13 protein-coding genes and 1 tRNA gene are annotated in these 16,317 nt (G+C 44.3%); 9 read left to right on the plus strand and 5 right to left on the minus strand.

Annotated elements, in window-relative coordinates; genetic code table 11:
• Positions 1-9: 9 nt before the first annotated feature.
• On the minus strand, positions 10-1,293 hold the full coding sequence (fucP, locus tag OI18_RS08685; RefSeq protein ID WP_039139042.1) for an L-fucose:H+ symporter permease: 1,284 nt from the start codon (positions 1,291-1,293) through the stop codon (positions 10-12).
• 196 nt (positions 1,294-1,489) lie between these two features.
• Here fucP and OI18_RS08690 point away from each other — a divergent pair.
• The 8 genes from OI18_RS08690 to OI18_RS08725 all read left to right on the plus strand — a co-directional run bounded on the left by OI18_RS08690 (position 1,490) and on the right by OI18_RS08725 (position 11,045).
• Positions 1,490-1,574: transfer RNA gene (locus OI18_RS08690), tRNA-Ser, on the plus strand.
• A gap of 148 nt (positions 1,575-1,722) precedes the next feature.
• A complete protein-coding gene (locus OI18_RS08695) occupies positions 1,723-1,977 on the plus strand; it encodes a GIY-YIG nuclease family protein (protein WP_205410010.1) in 255 nt (84 codons plus the stop codon).
• 355 nt (positions 1,978-2,332) lie between these two features.
• Complete coding sequence (locus OI18_RS08700) at positions 2,333-2,773, plus strand: hypothetical protein (protein WP_039139046.1); 441 nt, start codon at positions 2,333-2,335, stop codon at positions 2,771-2,773.
• Positions 2,774-3,410: 637 nt separating this feature from the next.
• On the plus strand, positions 3,411-4,097 hold the full coding sequence (locus tag OI18_RS08705) for a response regulator transcription factor (RefSeq protein WP_039139048.1): 687 nt from the start codon (positions 3,411-3,413) through the stop codon (positions 4,095-4,097).
• Positions 4,087-5,451 (plus strand): sensor histidine kinase, encoded by a 1,365-nt coding sequence (locus OI18_RS08710; protein ID WP_039139050.1) that lies wholly within the window; start codon positions 4,087-4,089, stop codon positions 5,449-5,451. The genes OI18_RS08705 and OI18_RS08710 overlap by 11 nt, the downstream gene beginning before the upstream one ends.
• A gap of 71 nt (positions 5,452-5,522) precedes the next feature.
• Positions 5,523-6,782, plus strand: coding sequence for a TolC family protein (locus OI18_RS08715; RefSeq protein ID WP_039139051.1), 1,260 nt, complete (start codon positions 5,523-5,525; stop codon positions 6,780-6,782).
• A gap of 30 nt (positions 6,783-6,812) precedes the next feature.
• Entirely contained in the window at positions 6,813-7,931 is a 1,119-nt protein-coding gene (locus tag OI18_RS08720; protein ID WP_082037905.1) for an efflux RND transporter periplasmic adaptor subunit, read from the plus strand.
• A gap of 3 nt (positions 7,932-7,934) precedes the next feature.
• Entirely contained in the window at positions 7,935-11,045 is a 3,111-nt protein-coding gene (locus tag OI18_RS08725; protein WP_039139053.1) for an efflux RND transporter permease subunit, read from the plus strand.
• Positions 11,046-11,063: 18 nt separating this feature from the next.
• Here the strand turns inward: OI18_RS08725 and OI18_RS08730 are convergent, their stop codons facing one another.
• Positions 11,064-12,422, minus strand: coding sequence for an amidohydrolase (locus OI18_RS08730; protein ID WP_039139055.1), 1,359 nt, complete (start codon positions 12,420-12,422; stop codon positions 11,064-11,066).
• A gap of 196 nt (positions 12,423-12,618) precedes the next feature.
• Here OI18_RS08730 and OI18_RS08735 point away from each other — a divergent pair, with 196 nt between their 5' ends.
• Entirely contained in the window at positions 12,619-13,479 is an 861-nt protein-coding gene (locus tag OI18_RS08735) for a helix-turn-helix domain-containing protein (RefSeq protein WP_052273007.1), read from the plus strand.
• An 18-nt stretch (positions 13,480-13,497) separates the two neighbouring features.
• On the opposite strand, the gene OI18_RS08740 is transcribed toward OI18_RS08735, so the two are convergent.
• The 3 genes from OI18_RS08740 to OI18_RS24670 form a co-directional block, all read right to left on the minus strand.
• Positions 13,498-15,774, minus strand: a complete 2,277-nt coding sequence (locus tag OI18_RS08740) for a hypothetical protein (protein WP_240312741.1) — start codon at positions 15,772-15,774, stop codon at positions 13,498-13,500.
• An 82-nt stretch (positions 15,775-15,856) separates the two neighbouring features.
• Positions 15,857-16,033, minus strand: a complete 177-nt coding sequence (locus OI18_RS24665) for a hypothetical protein (protein ID WP_160290208.1) — start codon at positions 16,031-16,033, stop codon at positions 15,857-15,859.
• A gap of 65 nt (positions 16,034-16,098) precedes the next feature.
• Positions 16,099-16,266 (minus strand): hypothetical protein, encoded by a 168-nt coding sequence (locus OI18_RS24670; protein WP_160290209.1) that lies wholly within the window; start codon positions 16,264-16,266, stop codon positions 16,099-16,101.
• Positions 16,267-16,317 lie beyond the last annotated feature (51 nt).

The following is a 16,317-nucleotide window of genomic DNA, read 5'->3' on the forward strand; positions in this document are numbered from 1 at the left end:
ATTAAGTTTTTAGTGTCCTGCGCTGAGGCTTACGACTTCCATTTCTTCTTTTGATTGCGTCCATGCAAACAGGCCCACCACTACAAAACAAACCATCGGCACTAAGTATGCAAGCTGGATATTACCACCGGTCAGGTCAGAAACCTGGCCCATCACGAGTGGGAAGATCGCGCCGCCTACAATGGCCATGATCAGCAGTGAAGAAGCCATCCTGCCTGCAGGGCCGAGGCCTGAAATTCCCAGCGCAAAAATGGTTGGGAACATGATCGACATAAAGAACGGTACAGCCATGAGGCAATACACTGCGGCCGATCCTTTCATAAAGCTGGCGAACAGCAGTAATGCAGAACTGATAGTGGCATATAACAGCAACAGTTTTGCCGGCTTGATGTATCGCATGAAAAATGTGCCGGTGAAACGTCCTGCCATGAAACCGAACATTGCCATAGAAAGCCAGACCGCTGCCTGCTTCTCGGGCAATTCCATTACAAATTTGGAATACCGGATAAAGAAACTGCCGACACAAACCTGTGCGCCGACATAAAAGAATTGTGCGATCACTGCCCAGCGGACTTGTTTGTTCTTAAGAATAGAAAATGAAAATTTATCATCTTCTTCCTTAACGTGGTGTTGTCCGGTTTCTCCTTCCGGCAACCTGACCAGGTAAAAGACAACTGCAAGAACGAGTACCACAACAGCAATAACAAGATAAGGCATCCTGATGGTGTTGGCTTCTGTCTGCAGGTATGCGCTGAGCGTACCCGCAGCCTCCATCTGTGCCAGTTCTTCCTTTGAATGCTCGATGCCACTGAAGATAAACTTGCCACCAATAATTGGTGCGATTACCGCACCAAGACCATTGAATGACTGCGCAAAATTCAATCGTTGCGTTCCGGTATTAGGATCACCGAGCCGGGTTATGTATGGATTAGCGATAGTTTCAAGAAAGGTTGCTCCTGCGGCGATCACAAAAAGCGCCAATAGGAATACGCCATAAGTTCGGGTACCCGCTGCCGGTAAAAATAATAATGCTCCCGCACCATAAAGAACAAGACCCAGGATCAATCCATTTCTAAAACCATATTTGTTCATGAACCAACCTGCTGGCAGGGCGATGCTGAAGTATGCCAGGTAAACCGCAGAGTCGATCAGTGCGGATTGCGTATCACTGAGCTGGCAAGCTTTCTTCAGGTGGGGAATGAGGATCGGGTTGATGTTATGCAAAAATGCCCACAGGAAAAACAGGCAGGTTACCAGGATGAAAGGCAGTAAGTATTGATTCTTTTTCGACATGCAATGACGTTGATGATATGATATTAAGGGGTGTAAAATACAGAGCTCCAATGTTCTCGACATCGTGAAATCTGCCATTTTATCTGCTAAAATTAACCGCACCAAACTATTACAGTTTTCACCTATACGTGTCAGGAATTTCAGAATAATTTAAAAAATATTTTGGTAATTAATCTCAAACCCTAATTTTGCGCCCGGAGAGATGGCAGAGCGGTCGAATGCGGCGGTCTTGAAAACCGTTGACTGTTACAGGTCCGGGGGTTCGAATCCCTCTCTCTCCGCCTTCGCCCACCGAAGCTTTAGCTTAGGTGGGCTTTGCTTTTATAGCAACCAATCTTCTCAGCCGGTGGGCTACGGCGGACGAAGTCCGCTAGTTAAAACAGCTATGCAAGAGAAATCAGTTAAAACACGGTTTTCTAAAAGTAAACCGTGTTTTATTTTTCAGGCATGTATTATGTGTATATTCTTCTTTGTGCGAATGGCGATTATTATAAGGGATGCACCTCTGATTTGAAAGCCAGGATTGCCCGTCACCGGGCTGGCGAGGTTCAGGCAACGGCACAAAATCTGCCTGTACAACTTCTGTTTTATGCCGCGTTTATGGACAAATACAAGGCATTTGCATTCGAAAAATATCTCAAATCCGGCTCCGGCACTGCTTTTCTGAAGAAGCGATTAGTGTAGCTGGCTTCGTCGGAGTTCAAACCTAACTGAGTGTGATCAGAACATGGTCGTTCATACTAATATTGACTATGTCGTTCACGCAAATTCACTACTGTTTCTCCGTGAAATCACTAGTGTTGGCACTAGTCTTTCACTAGTCGGGCTCTGGTGCTTTATGTTTCTGACACTGCTTTTTGACTACTCTTCATTGCTTCTTCATTGCTTCATGAAAGCTTCTTCCACTAGTTGACCATAGTGCCAAAGCGGAAGACAGCATTGTTCCAATGCCAGTCGTTTAACAGTAAATCCCACATGGTTAACTGTAAACCATACAGAAATAGCTAGCCTAAAAAATAAATTTGACAAAACAAATGCAATGAAAACTCTACTATATACGAAGGCGAAGTTTTCCCTGGTATCACTGACTATCATATTCTGCCTGGCATCCTGCGGAACTACAAAACAAGTTCCTTTTAATGCTTCAACAGTTGTGCCGGGAGCCGAAGGAACTGTAAAAGTGAAAAAGGATAAAAACAATAATTATCTAATCAATGTATACATTGAACATCTGGCAGATTCAAAAAAACTCACCCCTGCAAAAAATGCATACGTAGTCTGGCTTGAGACAAAAGAAAACGGCACTAAAAACATCGGCCAGATCCATAGCTCAAGCAGCATGTTTTCAAAAACGAAAAAAGCCTCAATTGAAACAGTGAGTACATTTAAACCCGTAAGAGTCTATATTTCTGCAGAGGACAATGCCGGTACGGAAACTCCGGGCACAATGGTAATATTGACCACGAATTCATTTGATTGAGCCAGGGCGAAAATGGCATTGCAGCGCGTTGGAAGGCTTCTTTGGCAGCCTGTTGTTTTGGCGACAAGATCCTGTCTGCCTCGTAATGAGTACTGCTTTGTTGTCGTTCGTACATGCATAGGAGTTACCGTTCATGCACTTTTCTATGGTGATTGTATAAGCTCCGCTATAAGCTCGCTATATGCTTTCACCGGTGTTTTATGTTCGCGTCACGCACTTTTGTAGTGTATTCTTAGCTTCTTCTTAGCTTCTTCATACGTTCTTCCTATGGTTGCCCTGCTTGAAGCGGCTATTCCCCAGGCCTTCGAAAACAAGTTCTTACCGGGAGGCGTTGCAGGGCTACCTCTCCTGCGCAGCCGGGTAGCTGCCCGGTAATCCTGTTAATTACAGGCAAGGAAAGCCGGCCAGGAGCTCCAAGCAATGAAATTGCCTGGGAGTTTGCCATTGCAGGCTATGTTGGAGAAACCCTCAATGAAATGTCAGATTTCTTCTTCTACGCCTACTCCCCTGTTCATGAACTTGGATGGTTCATGTATCTCTGACCCAGGTGAATTCTATGAAGCAGTAGCATTTCCAAAAAATCTACTTTTACGAATGAATAGTTGCAATTTCGCATAACATAAAGACATACCGTCGTATGGAAAGAATTTTGCTGGTTGAGGACGATATGACGCTTAGCGCAAATATCAGGGACGCACTGTCTGCTGAAGGGTTCTACGTCGAAAGTGCATATGACGGACTGCTGGCGGAAAAGCTGCTGCGGAAGCAGGAGTATGATTGTATTATACTGGACATAAACCTTCCCGGCAAAACAGGATACGCCATCTGTAAGGACTTCAGGAAAATTAATTTAGTCACCCCGGTAATTATGCTAACAGCCTTCAATGAACTGGAAGATAAGATCCAGGGATATGACAGCGGTGCGGACGACTACCTGACAAAACCGTTCTATACAAGAGAATTGTTACTGCGGGTTCAGGCGCTGCTTAAAAGGAGCAAATTCAACGGTGCAGATAAAGCGAATCCAAAGATTACTGCCGGGGATATCGTAATAGACCGGTCCACAAGTAAAGTAACCCGCCAGGGAACGGAAATAAACCTGACTCCCCGGGAATACCAGATCCTTGTGAAACTGGTGTCGTCAAATGGAGAACTGGTATCCAAGAAAGAGCTGATCCGGGAAATCTGGGGAGTAGCGCTCGACTCCAACAGCAACACAATCGAAGTATATATTAACTTTCTCCGTAAGAAGCTGGATAAGCCCTTCGGCAAGGATTCAATAAAAACCAAAATCGGTTTCGGGTATTACTTCGATGAGCATTAGAAAAAAAATACTACTCTATTTCTCCATTGCAGTTGTTCTCCTGACAGGCATTGCATTTTTTTTCGTTTACATCCTATTCTCGCAATACCGGGAAGAAGAATTTCAGCAGCGGCAAAAGGACAAGATCACCACAACATTAAATTTCCTGACACAGGCCAGGGAAATGGATGAAGACCTGATCCAGACAATGGATAAAGTCACCATCCACCACCTCTATGATGAAAAGCTGCTGATCTTCAATAAAGACAAACGGCTGATCTATTCCAGCGTGGATGATACCCCTATACCGGTTTCGACCGCTATCCTGGAATCCTTATCTACAAAACATCCATGGATTGAAAAAAAAGACGGGCTATATGACGTGGTTGGCGTTTACCTTAATCATAAAAGCGGAGAATATTATGGGATCAGCAAAGCCTTCGATATTTCCGGGTATAAAAAAATCAGGTACCTGAAATACATCTTGCTGCTGACCTTTTTTGGAATTTCTGCTGTAATCGGACTGGTATCATACTTCTTATCGAAAAAGATTACCCGGTCAATTGTTGACCTGACAGGCCAGATCAAGGACTATGACTTCAACAATCGTTATATCCCGCTTAGCATCGAGGACAAGAATGACGAAATCCACCTGCTCGCACGGCGATTCAATGAGCTCATGAAGAAACTGAATGATGCTTTCTCATTCCAGAAACACGCTATCCATCATATTTCACATGAACTGAAAACGCCAATAGCGATCCTGGTATCCAACTTTGAAAGAATAGAAAAAGAAACAGAGAAAGAAACCATAGTCCAGTTGGTAAAACACCAGAAAGAAAGCACGCGGAACCTGAGTGAAATTATCAACTCTTTACTGGAAATTGCCAAAGTCGAATCCGGCGACAATTCTTCGCAAACGAAGTTCAGGATTGATGAAATGCTTTTTGATCTTGCAGAAGAGCTTAACACCTTATATAAAGATTTCCTGTTTTCTATCGAATACGCTCCCGGAACGGAAGACGACAGCCTGCTCACCATAACAGCCAACCCGCGGCTGCTGCAGGCCGCATTGATGAATTTAATGATCAACTGCATCAGGTATAGTAACAACTCACGGGCGAAAATAATTATCACCCCGTCTTCCCAAAACCTGAAAATTGAATTTCTATCACAAGGGGCTACTATTACCGAGAGTGAGAAAGAATACCTGTTCCAGCATTTCTTCCGCGGGGAAAACAGCAAAGACAAGCCGGGCTTCGGTTTGGGACTGGTGCTTATTGACCGGATCATCAAACTGCATGGCGGCTCAGTGTCATATCACAACGAAGGCAGCGATGTTAATATCTTCACAATCGTATTACCCTTAAACTGATTTTTATTCGCTTTAATGCGTTTTTAAGCCCGATTCCAGGTTATTCGTGCCTTTAAAAAAAGGCAAAATACATGGGGTTCAACCGACGGTTCCTGGTTCTACTATTGGGCGGCATTGCGCTTACTAACGGTCTGTTTGCTGCTGATACGCTACGGATCAACATCCAGCAGGCAGACAGTATCTTCTTTGTAAATAACTATTACCTGCTGGCATCTTCGATGAATGTAGAAGCCAAAAAAGCGCAGGTACTCCAGGCAAAGCTTTACCCCAATCCCATCCTGACTATGGATCTTAACGCTTACGATCCGCAGAACAATAAAGTTCTGCATATCGGGCAGACCGGGCAAAAATCATTTCAACTGGAACAGCTGATCATTCTTGGCGGCAAAAGAAAATCAGAAATCGAAATAGCCAGGTCCAACACGGAGATAGCCCAGCTGGAGTTCCAGGATCTGGTCCGCCAGCTTAAGTTCAGGCTGCACAAGAACCTGTTTACCCTGGGTCAATATCAATACCTGCTGGAAAAATACAATAGCCAACTGACCTTACTGGATTCTATAATGGCTGGATATGAAATCCAGGTAACAAAGGGCAATATGCCACTTAAGGATCTTGTCAGGTTAAAGGGGGTATACCTGGGGCTCAATAATGACCGGGCAGACCTGTTAAAGCAATATTTCGAAGCCCAGGCAGATATCCAGACCCTGCTGCAAACCAACCAGCTCGTAGTATTCCGGTTTACTGATGACGACATCAGGTCCTATATCAAGACAAAGAGTTTAGACGAATTAAAAACGATCGCCCAAAATAATCACCCGCAGCTGATCCTGTTCCGGCAAAACCAAAATCTTGCCCGCCAGTACCTCAGCTACCAGAAACGAACCGCAATCCCGGACCTTAACCTGTTTACTGCATACGATCAACGTGGTGGCGCTTTCAACAACCAGGTCAATGCCGGTATCGCAATTCCAATTCCCCTATGGAACAGGAACCAGGGCAATATCAAAGCAGCCCGCTTCAGTCTCAAAGAATCAGAGTATGACCTGAACGCAAAACAACAGGAAATTATCAGCAGTCTCCAGAACAGCTATGCGCTTTATACGCACACTATCCAGGAGTTTGAGAAAGCTACGAAGCTGTACAACCAGGACTTTGAAATTACCCTGAAAGGTATGTCAGACAACTTCCAGAAGCGGAATGTATCCCTTATTGAATTCGTTGACTTTTTCGAAGCCTATAATGAAACCATAGCGGAACTGGCCAGGATAAAAAGCCAGCTGGTCACCTCTGCCGAACAGCTCAATCTATCAATAGGTACCGACATCTATTGATTGACATCTTCTCACCTGAAAAAAGAAATCATGAACCATAAATCAAAATCACTGCTTGCAAACCGGCGCAACGCAGCAATACTTCTTTTGATCACGATACCGGCCTTAATGTATACCGGCTGCCATAATAATGCAAAGGCCGAAGAAATGACAACCTTTTCATTAAGCGATACCATGATGGCCAACTGTACTTTTTCCAAAGTATCGATGGAAAATGTAAAGAACGAAGTGCGCCTATTTGGGAAGATAACGGCAGACAACAATAAACTGGCACAGGTCTATCCCATAGTGGGCGGAGTAGTAACCGCCATTAACGTTGAATTAGGTGACTATGTGAAGCAGGGCCAGGTACTGGCAACGATCCGAAGCAGCGAGGTTGCGCAGTTCCAGAAAGAAAAGATGGATGCGGTAAGCAATGTAGCAGTTGCCGAAAAATCACTCCAGGTGGCCAAAGATCTCTTTGCAGGCAAACTCAACTCCGAAAAAGACGTAACAGCTGCAGAAAAAGACCTGGAAAAAGCAAGGGCAGAACTGGCCCGGGTAAAGGAGATCTATAACATTTATAGCCTGAAAGGCGGATCTGTGTACAACGTGATAGCCCCGATCAATGGCTTTGTCGTTACCAAAAAGATCAACAGGAATGAGCAGATCCGGTCCGACAATACCGAGCCGATTTTTTCTATCGCCGAAATAAATGAAGTATGGGCGCTGGCCAATGTAACCGAAAGCGATATTGCAAAAGTGCAGGTTGGTTATGATGCCCAAGTCCGGACCATTGCCTTCCCCGACGAAGTTTACAATGGCAAAATTGATAAGATCTTCAGTGCAATTGACCCGGAAACAAGGGCAATGAAAGTCCGTGTCAGGATCCCAAACGCAAACTTCAAGCTTAAACCTGAGATGAGCTGTACGGTAGCAATCAGCTATACAGAAGGCCGCCAAATGATTTCCGTACCTGCATCATCGGTCATCTTCGACAAGAGCAAGTACTGGGTAATGGTCTTCAACGACAAACACAACATAGAAACCCGGAAAGTTTCCATTTACAGGGAGTTGGGAGATGTCACGTATATAAGTGAGGGGCTGAATGCCGGTGAGACCATTATTTCAAAAAACGGGCTGTTGATCTACGATGCCTTAAACGACTAAAGGATGAATAAGTTTATCAAGAATATCATAGCATTTTCACTGAAGAATAAATTCTTTACGTTCTTTTGGGTGGGATTATTGGTCATAGCAGGCATAATAAGCTTTATCAAGATCCCGATTGAAGCATTCCCGGATGTTACCAATACCCAGATCATCATTGTAACGGAATGGAACGGACGAAGCGCAGAAGAGGTTGAACGCTTTGTCACCTCGCCTATCGAAATCTCCATGAACAGTGTACAGCGCAAGACCAATGTGCGCAGTATCACCATGTTTGGTTTGTCAGTGATCAAAGTAATTTTCGAAGACGATGTCGAAGACTTTTTTGCCAGGCAACAGGTCAATAACCAGTTACGGAACGTGCAGTTGCCCGAGGGGGTTGAACCGGATGTACAACCACCATATGGACCAACAGGTGAAATATTCCGTTATGTCCTGAAAAGTGACACAAGAGACACCCGCGACCTGCTAACCATCCAAAACTGGCAGATCGACCGGCAGTTAAGGGCTATACCGGGAGTTGCTGATGTAGTGGCATTCGGGGGACAGGAAAAAATCTATGAGATCTCAGTCGACCCCGTCAAACTACAGCAATACGACCTCACTCCTGTTGAGTTATACGAGGCTATCCATAAAGCAAACCTGAATGTCGGCGGTGATGTGATCGAGAAAAACGGCCAGGCATTTGTGGTCAGGGGCATAGGACTGATCGACTCCAAAGCGGATATTGAAAATACAATCGTCGACATTTTCAATGGCAATCCCCTGTTGGTAAAAAATGTCGCCAAAGTGCAGGAAAGCAGTGCCCCCCGCGTCGGCCAGGTGGGACTCAACAACAATGACGATGTGGTAGAAGGCATAGTGGTGATGCGAAAAGGCGAGAATCCGAGTGAAGTACTATCGAGGGTAAAAGCAAAGATCGCCGAACTGAATACGTCAGTCCTGCCGGCCGATGTTAAAATGGAAACCTTCTATGACCGTGACAACCTGATGGCATACTGTACCAAAACAGTGATGCATAACCTGGTTGAAGGAATCATTTTGGTAACAGTGGTCGTGTTCCTGTTCATGGCTGAATGGCGAACTACTGTAATCGTAGCCTTAATTATCCCGCTGTCGCTGTTATTTGCCTTTTTCATGCTCAAGCTCAAAGGCATGAGCGCAAATCTGCTGTCGTTAGGAGCGGTGGACTTTGGGATAATAATAGACGGAGCCGTGGTAATGGTGGAAGGACTATTTGTAGCACTGGATCACCAGGCGCATAAACGAGGGATGGATAAATTCAATAAGCTTTCGAAACTGGGACTGATAAAAACAACAGGCACCCAGATGGGCAAGGCGATCTTCTTTTCTAAGCTGATCATCATCTCTGCCCTGTTACCCATCTTTTCATTTGAAAAAGTGGAGGGAAAAATGTTTGCGCCCCTCGCCTACACGCTTGGCTTCGCACTGTTAGGCGCACTCATTTTTACGCTTACGCTGGTGCCGGTTTTGAGTGCTGCGCTGCTACGGAAAAATGTCAGGGAGAAGAATAACTTCTTCACCCGAATGGTCAATAACACTGTCGAAAAGGCTTTTGGCTGGACATTCGCCAGGAAAAAATTGACGCTTATTATTGCTTTCACCTGTTTTGGGTTGACAGTATATTCTACCCGCTGGCTGGGTTCCGAATTCCTGCCCCAGTTGAACGAGGGCGCCCTTTGGGTAGAAGCAAAAATGCCGATGAGTTATTCCTTGAATAACACCGTAAACACGGTCAGGTTACTACGGGAAGAATTAACCAAATTCCCGGAGGTCAATGGAGTACTATCGCAAACCGGGCGCAGCAATGACGGAACGGACCCCAGTGGGTTTTACTATGTGCAAATGCAGGTAAACTTAAAGCCGAAAGAACAATGGAAACGAAAGATCACACTGGATCAGCTTGTTGAAGAAATGGATGGTAAGCTCAAGAAATACCAGGGCATCAACTACAACTATTCCCAACCGATCATTGATAATGTGGCAGAAGCAGTTGCGGGAATGAACGCATCAAACGCGGTCAAAATCTATGGTGATGATCTCGGGAAACTGGATGAATACGCAAACCAGGTGCTGGAACAGATCAAGGATGTGCCAGGCATCAAGGATGTTGGCATTCTCCGCAACGTAGGCCAGCCGGAGATCAGCGTATTGCTAGACGAGGAACGGATGGCCATTTACGGGGTGACCAAAGCTGACGCGCAAGCAGTTATTGAAATGGCAATCGGTGGAAAAACAGCCACTTCGAAGTACGAAGGAGAGCGAAAATTTGATATCCGCATTCGATACGACAAGGAATTCCGCAAGAATGAAGAGGATATATTGATGCTGATGATCCCCACCATTACCGGCAAACGGATCCCCTTAAAGGAAGTGGCCTCCATTAAACAAATTACGGGTCCGGCATTTATCTATCGCAGTGATACGAAAAGGTTTATCGGCGTGAAATTTTCTGTGCGGGAAAGAGACCTGGGCAGTACCATAGCAGAGGCGCAGCGGAATGCAAAAGCGAAAGTCAAATTACCTGCAGGCTACTCCATGGATTGGACAGGCGAATTTGAAAACCAGGTAAGGGCAAGTAACAGGCTTGCGCAGGTCGTTCCCATAAGCCTGCTCCTCATCTTCGTTTTGCTGTTTGTCATGTTTGGGAACGCCAGGGATGCAGGTTACGTGCTGATCAATGTGCCCTTCGCATTGATAGGCGGTATTCTTGCACTCCATTTAACCGGGATAAATTTCGGCATCTCGGCAGGCGTTGGTTTCATCGCCTTATTCGGAATCTGCGTACAAAACGGCGTGATACTGATTTCTGAATTTCATAAACAGGCAAAATCGGTAACTGACCTGAACCAGGCAATTGTGAATGCGGTGAAAGTAAGGACCCGGCCTGTTGTGATGACGGCCATGATGGCGGCCATTGGGTTGGTGCCGGCTGCCATAAGCACAGGCATCGGCTCCGAAAGCCAAAAACCGCTGGCGATCGTTATAATCGGGGGATTGGTCACAGCTACTGTTTTCACCCTGCTTGTTTTCCCGATCATCTATCACAAGTCGCTTCACCTGAGAGAACAGAGGCGTATAAAAACTGTTTAACAGCCCCCACATTGTGGTTTAAGGTTGATCATTGTAAACAATACTTCCTTTGACTATCAACGATCTTACCGGCGATATCCTGGAAACTGCTTCTGCCGAACAGCTTGCATCAATTAGCACCGCGTCGGCAGCATCACCTGCTTTAGGCCATTGCTGCACGCCTTTATCGTCTAAAGGAAGTACGTTAGCTGTTGCCAGTTTCAAACTTCTTGATAATAAAAATTCGGATGAATAGCCATAGAGTTGTGCCATAAGGTTGGCTTTCTGCAATACACTCCCGCTTCCCCAGGTATTCCAATGGTCAATGATACTGTCGTTGCCGGTCAGCACCGTAACGTTGTGCTTGTATAAAACAGGTATCGGCATTATCAGTCCTCCAAAGGGTATGGTAGATACGATACCGATATTGGCTGTGCCCAATTGTTCTGCAATTTCTTCCTGCTTTGATTTTTCCAGTTTTCCTAAAACAAAACAGTGGCTTAAGTAAGTCTTCTTCTTTAAAACAGGATTTTCATTTACTTTTTTAATAAGATATTCCACTGTTTTCAAACCTGATTCTCCTGATTCGTGCAAGTGGATATCTATTCCTTTATTATTATCTAATGCCAATTGAACTGTAAAATCAATTGTTCTTTCAATAGACCCATCAATGCTGTAAGGATCCAGGCCACCGATAAAATCGATATCCATCTGTGCAGCATCCTTTAAATAGGGAACCGAATCTGTATAAAAAACACCATGTTGCGGAAAGGCTACCAGCTCTGCTCCAAAACAGTTCTTTTTATTTTCAACCGCCTTTTGCAGGTTTTTCAGCGATTGCAATTTTGAAGTAGGTTCAATATTTACATGGCTTCTTGCAAACGAAGTCCCCTTTGACTGAAGCAGTTCAATCAATCTCCCTGCATGATCGGTGGATGTTTTCAGCATCTCAGGTAGAATTTGCTGCTCCAATGCTATCATGCCTTTTACACCACCAGTTATTCTCTTCGTAGCCTGCCAGGGCCCGCCATAAAAAGTCTTATCCAGGTGAATGTGCATATCCTTGAACGCCGGAAGCATCAACAATCCCCTGGCATCAATGGCATGGGAATTAGTCGGCGTATTAGCCGAAATACTTTTGAACCTGCCATTACTGATGGCAACTGAAAATAAACCGGTTGTGGTATGAGTAACCTCGTCGCCATCATACCCGAACCCGGTTTCCAGTCTTACGTTTTTTAATGTAAAGTCATTTCTCCCATATCGATTCTCTTTGCCTGTCGATTGTTGAGTTGAAATATCCCGGGTATTTAATAGCGCGGGCACCGTTGCCATTCCGGCGAAACCTAACCCGGTTTGTTTCAAAAAATCTTTACGTGAGATGTCTGACTTACGCATGGGATGAAAAAATTTGGCCAAAGCTAGTTAACGAAGCCGATTGCTGTGTGCAGGATTTATTCCAACCCTTGAAAGATTTATCACTATTCAGTAATGCAGTGACAAATTCCTCAAGTATCCGGATGGATTTCGCAAAGAATGTGCTGTTATTTTTATTAATTTCCCATGGGCACTTTAACAACAGCAAACAGTTTTAATGGCGAAGCTACCGGGTAAAGGTAAATATGTACCGGTTTTAGGTATCCAGGAGTTCAGGAAAGGTCAACTGGCAGGCCGGGACGAACTGCTGTTTAACGAGTTGCGTGGGGAAAAGCATATTGACAAACCACATAAGCACGATTTTTTTATTATCATATTATTTGACAGGGCAAAAGGCATACACACTATAGATTTTCATGATTACCCGATAGAGAACAGGCAGGTGCACGTGCTATTTCCAGGCCAGGTACACCGATGGGATATTGAACCCAAAACAATCGGGTACCAGTTAATGATTGATCGTGTTTTTTTTGAACGTTTTGCTCCGTACTTCCGGTTTTCGTTTACGAATTATATGAACCACCCGGTGATTCCACTGGTCAATAACAGTTTCAAACTGTTGAAGTACGAGTTTGATGCAATAAAGGATGAACTCAGCACAGGCAACTCTCTTAAGGATATTATCAGCGCAAGGGCCGCAGTCATTGCCGCAATTGTAAGCAAAGAGGCCGAAAATCTTTTCACAGATCTTAAAGTGTACCAGTCAAATCCTAGGCTCGCTAACTTCAAAATGCTTATTGAACGACATTTTAAAGAAGAAAAGCTGGTTAATTTTTATGCATCCAAACTTAATATATCAGCCAACTACCTGAATATCCTTTGCAGGAAAAACCTCGGCGTATCTGCAACTCAGTTGATTCAACAACGGGTTCTGCTGGAAGCCAAACGGCTTCTCCAGTCAACAGAACTTTCTATAAAAGAAATCGCTTTTGAACTTGGATTTATAGATCATGCCTATTTTTCCAATTTTTTCAAAACCCAGACAAGAGCCACTCCTACTGCGTTTAGGGAAAAGTGAATACTGCGACGAAGTCTTTTACAATTTATCTCTTGTCAACCCGACGAAAAACCGCTTATTCGACCCATTAGCATCTACTTTATATAAATTCCAATGATCCTTATCCACTTCTTCAAGGTGAAAAGATTGTGAAGCGTCAGCTAGTTCTTTTTTTACCCATCGGGGAAAAGCATTGGCAGCTCTTGCATTTTCCCAGGTTCTTATCACTTTAAAAATTGGTTCTTTTTGCGGGCAACTTTCAACATCTTTTTGATTCAGATACAAGCTGTATGTTGTGCCAATACCCACGGATATAGCCTGCACATGCTCGTAATCCTGCACTTTTGAATCGGCATTTATAGCGAAATTTCCTCCCATACCTACTGGGAAATAATTGGAATATGTTACATCCCTAAGATCCTTGCCCTGGCTGGTAGTGCTTCCCCATTCCCTTGTGTTCACATCATACAGATTTTTTCCACCGCCAACATTCCAGATGCTTTGATAATGCCACGAACCTTCAGACAATGTAGCACCGGTAAAACGGATATAGGAAACACCCAGAGCCTTTGCCCTGTCAAACATTTTATGAAAAAAGCGTTTGGCTGAATAATAGCCGTGGCCGTTATTGAACAAAAATTCCTGGCCGTCAAAATCATAATACCGCAACCCGTTAATGAAACATACATCTGCATAGTATTCCGCAATTTTGTCCTGTAACTGCATATTCGGAATCACTCCATCGTACCCATAATTGAGTGTCACCTGGAGTTTGTAAATTGTATCTCCGTTACTATGGTTTGACGGTATTGTATTCCAGTATCCCCGTTTTACATTTAACAGCCGGTAAGGCCTGGAATCAGAAACACCCAGGTAATGAATAAGCTCCTTACCGATTTTTATCATGTTCAGATTCGCAGCGTGTCCTTCCCAGCTTGCAATCTCTTCAAGATGCGTTGGGTCATCCACAATAATGACCGTGTCATTTGCATTGATGCTTTTTGCCAGCAAACGTTTTTGCTGATAACACAAACTATCGGCTGGCACCGGACTGGCATCTTTGGTTCCGGGAGCCAGGGAGTTGGTGATCGATGTTCTTCCAATAGTGATACTATGTTTTGCGGCCATGCCTGCAAATTCTTTATGTGAAACATTTCCGGCTGTAAGCTTCAGCGGTTTGTTTTTAAATTCTTTGCCATCAATATAGCCATCATTGCTTCTGTCGGGCCGCAAAAAGCCCTGGTCATAAAGACTGATTGTTTTTAAGCCAAGTCTTGAGGTATACGATATAATGCTATCATATAAACCACCGCTGGTAATTGCATCGGGAACATACGAGGCAGGGTCTTTGACCCATTTTCCATTGATCGCCGGATATGGCAGCCCTTCCGACAGCACAATATCCTGTACCACATCCAGCAAAGCGGTACTATCAGCACTACCCCATAAAGCAACTGATGAACCGATAAAATCCACTCCCGGCAATGGCTGTACCTGTAAATGGTTTGGCGTATTGGCAGCCATATTGGGGATGAGTGAAAACGAAATTTCCCTTTCAAAGGACCGTTCCCTCGATTGGTAAGCAATAGATATTCTTCCTTTGTCGTCAACCAGAGCAGCATTGCCGTACATGATCCTGTACCACGGCTCTTTGTGCGCATAAAAAGCCACATCACTGATACCATTACCACCAAGCGTAAAGACCTGCCCTTCATGTAAACTGTCGGGCAATGGATAACGCCCGGGATCCGGCGAATGAATAATATATTGAAATGGCGCGGCGTCGCCAATTGTTTCTGCTAAACCGCCAATTGTATTATCGTTTAGTGCAAGTATTCCAATAGCATAATTCACTGCAGTGCTGGTATCGCGACTCACACCAATTATTTCTCCCAACAGGTTAGTGATGTTGGTATGAAAAGATCCCCATTGAATTACATCAATTCCCCTCCGAGGAGTGAGAGATTGAAGCGTCAATTTGAAATATTTTTCTTCTGATTGAATGGTGATCTTCGCTACTGATCCGTTGGAATAATTTAGTGCCAGGGTTTTGTTTTCGTTTGCATATAAAGCCTTAACAGGTTGATAGTAGATTTTCCTTTTGCTATCATAAAGACTCATTAAGGGCGAAGGCTTGTCCTTTGGACTGAATTCACGATTGGGCTGCACGGTAATGTTTTTCATACTTGTGACCCAACCTTTGTTATTGATACTGATCCTGAAATAATCGGTAGTAAAGCTGTATTGACCTGCTGCATTCAATGCACAGAATAGTGCAGCAATAAATAAAAAACTTATTGAAATATTTTTACCCATAACTGATAAAACTATTTCATTTCATCATCCTGATCCGACTGGAATTTGCTAAATACTGATGTTATTTTGACGTCCCCCGGTCCTATGCCTTCTTTTTCTGCGCCAGCATAGCTATTACCAGCAGGGGCAGGAAGCAATACTCCACTTTGTACCAGTCAAGGTTATAAATAAAGGCGTATTTGATCACTATTACGTTTAACAGTACCAGGATCTGCACAAAGCTTCCAGCGATTGAAACAGGTTCTTGATTTTGCTGCATGTCATTAGAATTTCCGGATTAACAAGAAGGTACACGCAAATCATCCCAGGCCTGGACAGCTCAGGTTATCGGGCCTGGGTAATGCCTTTAAAGGCCTTGAAGCTGGAGAAGTAATAGAGATGCAGGCAGAATGGAACAAATTCCGGAAATGACCAGGTATACACATCACTCAGGTCGAGCGCAACAGGCTCGCGCAGGAACTTTTGAATGATATCGTAAAACCTGGCCGGCATATTAACAAATTAGTAAAAGAATGCGGATATACCAAAGAAGCAGGAACAGGC

Source organism: Flavihumibacter solisilvae (genome assembly GCF_000814475.1).
GTDB classification, from domain to species: domain Bacteria; phylum Bacteroidota; class Bacteroidia; order Chitinophagales; family Chitinophagaceae; genus Flavihumibacter; species Flavihumibacter solisilvae.

Coding starts and splice junctions, on each gene's coding strand:
- fucP (WP_039139042.1), bottom strand. CDS start 1,293: ATGTCGAAAAAGAATCAATACTTACTGCCTTTCATCCTGGTAACCTGC.
- OI18_RS08700 (WP_039139046.1), top strand. CDS start 2,333: ATGAAAACTCTACTATATACGAAGGCGAAGTTTTCCCTGGTATCACTG.
- OI18_RS08705 (WP_039139048.1), top strand. CDS start 3,411: ATGGAAAGAATTTTGCTGGTTGAGGACGATATGACGCTTAGCGCAAAT.
- OI18_RS08710 (WP_039139050.1), top strand. CDS start 4,087: ATGAGCATTAGAAAAAAAATACTACTCTATTTCTCCATTGCAGTTGTT.
- OI18_RS08715 (WP_039139051.1), top strand. CDS start 5,523: ATGGGGTTCAACCGACGGTTCCTGGTTCTACTATTGGGCGGCATTGCG.
- OI18_RS08720 (WP_082037905.1), top strand. CDS start 6,813: ATGAACCATAAATCAAAATCACTGCTTGCAAACCGGCGCAACGCAGCA.
- OI18_RS08725 (WP_039139053.1), top strand. CDS start 7,935: ATGAATAAGTTTATCAAGAATATCATAGCATTTTCACTGAAGAATAAA.
- OI18_RS08730 (WP_039139055.1), bottom strand. CDS start 12,422: ATGCGTAAGTCAGACATCTCACGTAAAGATTTTTTGAAACAAACCGGG.
- OI18_RS08735 (WP_052273007.1), top strand. CDS start 12,619: ATGGCGAAGCTACCGGGTAAAGGTAAATATGTACCGGTTTTAGGTATC.
- OI18_RS08740 (WP_240312741.1), bottom strand. CDS start 15,774: ATGGGTAAAAATATTTCAATAAGTTTTTTATTTATTGCTGCACTATTC.
- OI18_RS24665 (WP_160290208.1), bottom strand. CDS start 16,033: ATGCAGCAAAATCAAGAACCTGTTTCAATCGCTGGAAGCTTTGTGCAG.
- OI18_RS24670 (WP_160290209.1), bottom strand. CDS start 16,266: ATGCCGGCCAGGTTTTACGATATCATTCAAAAGTTCCTGCGCGAGCCT.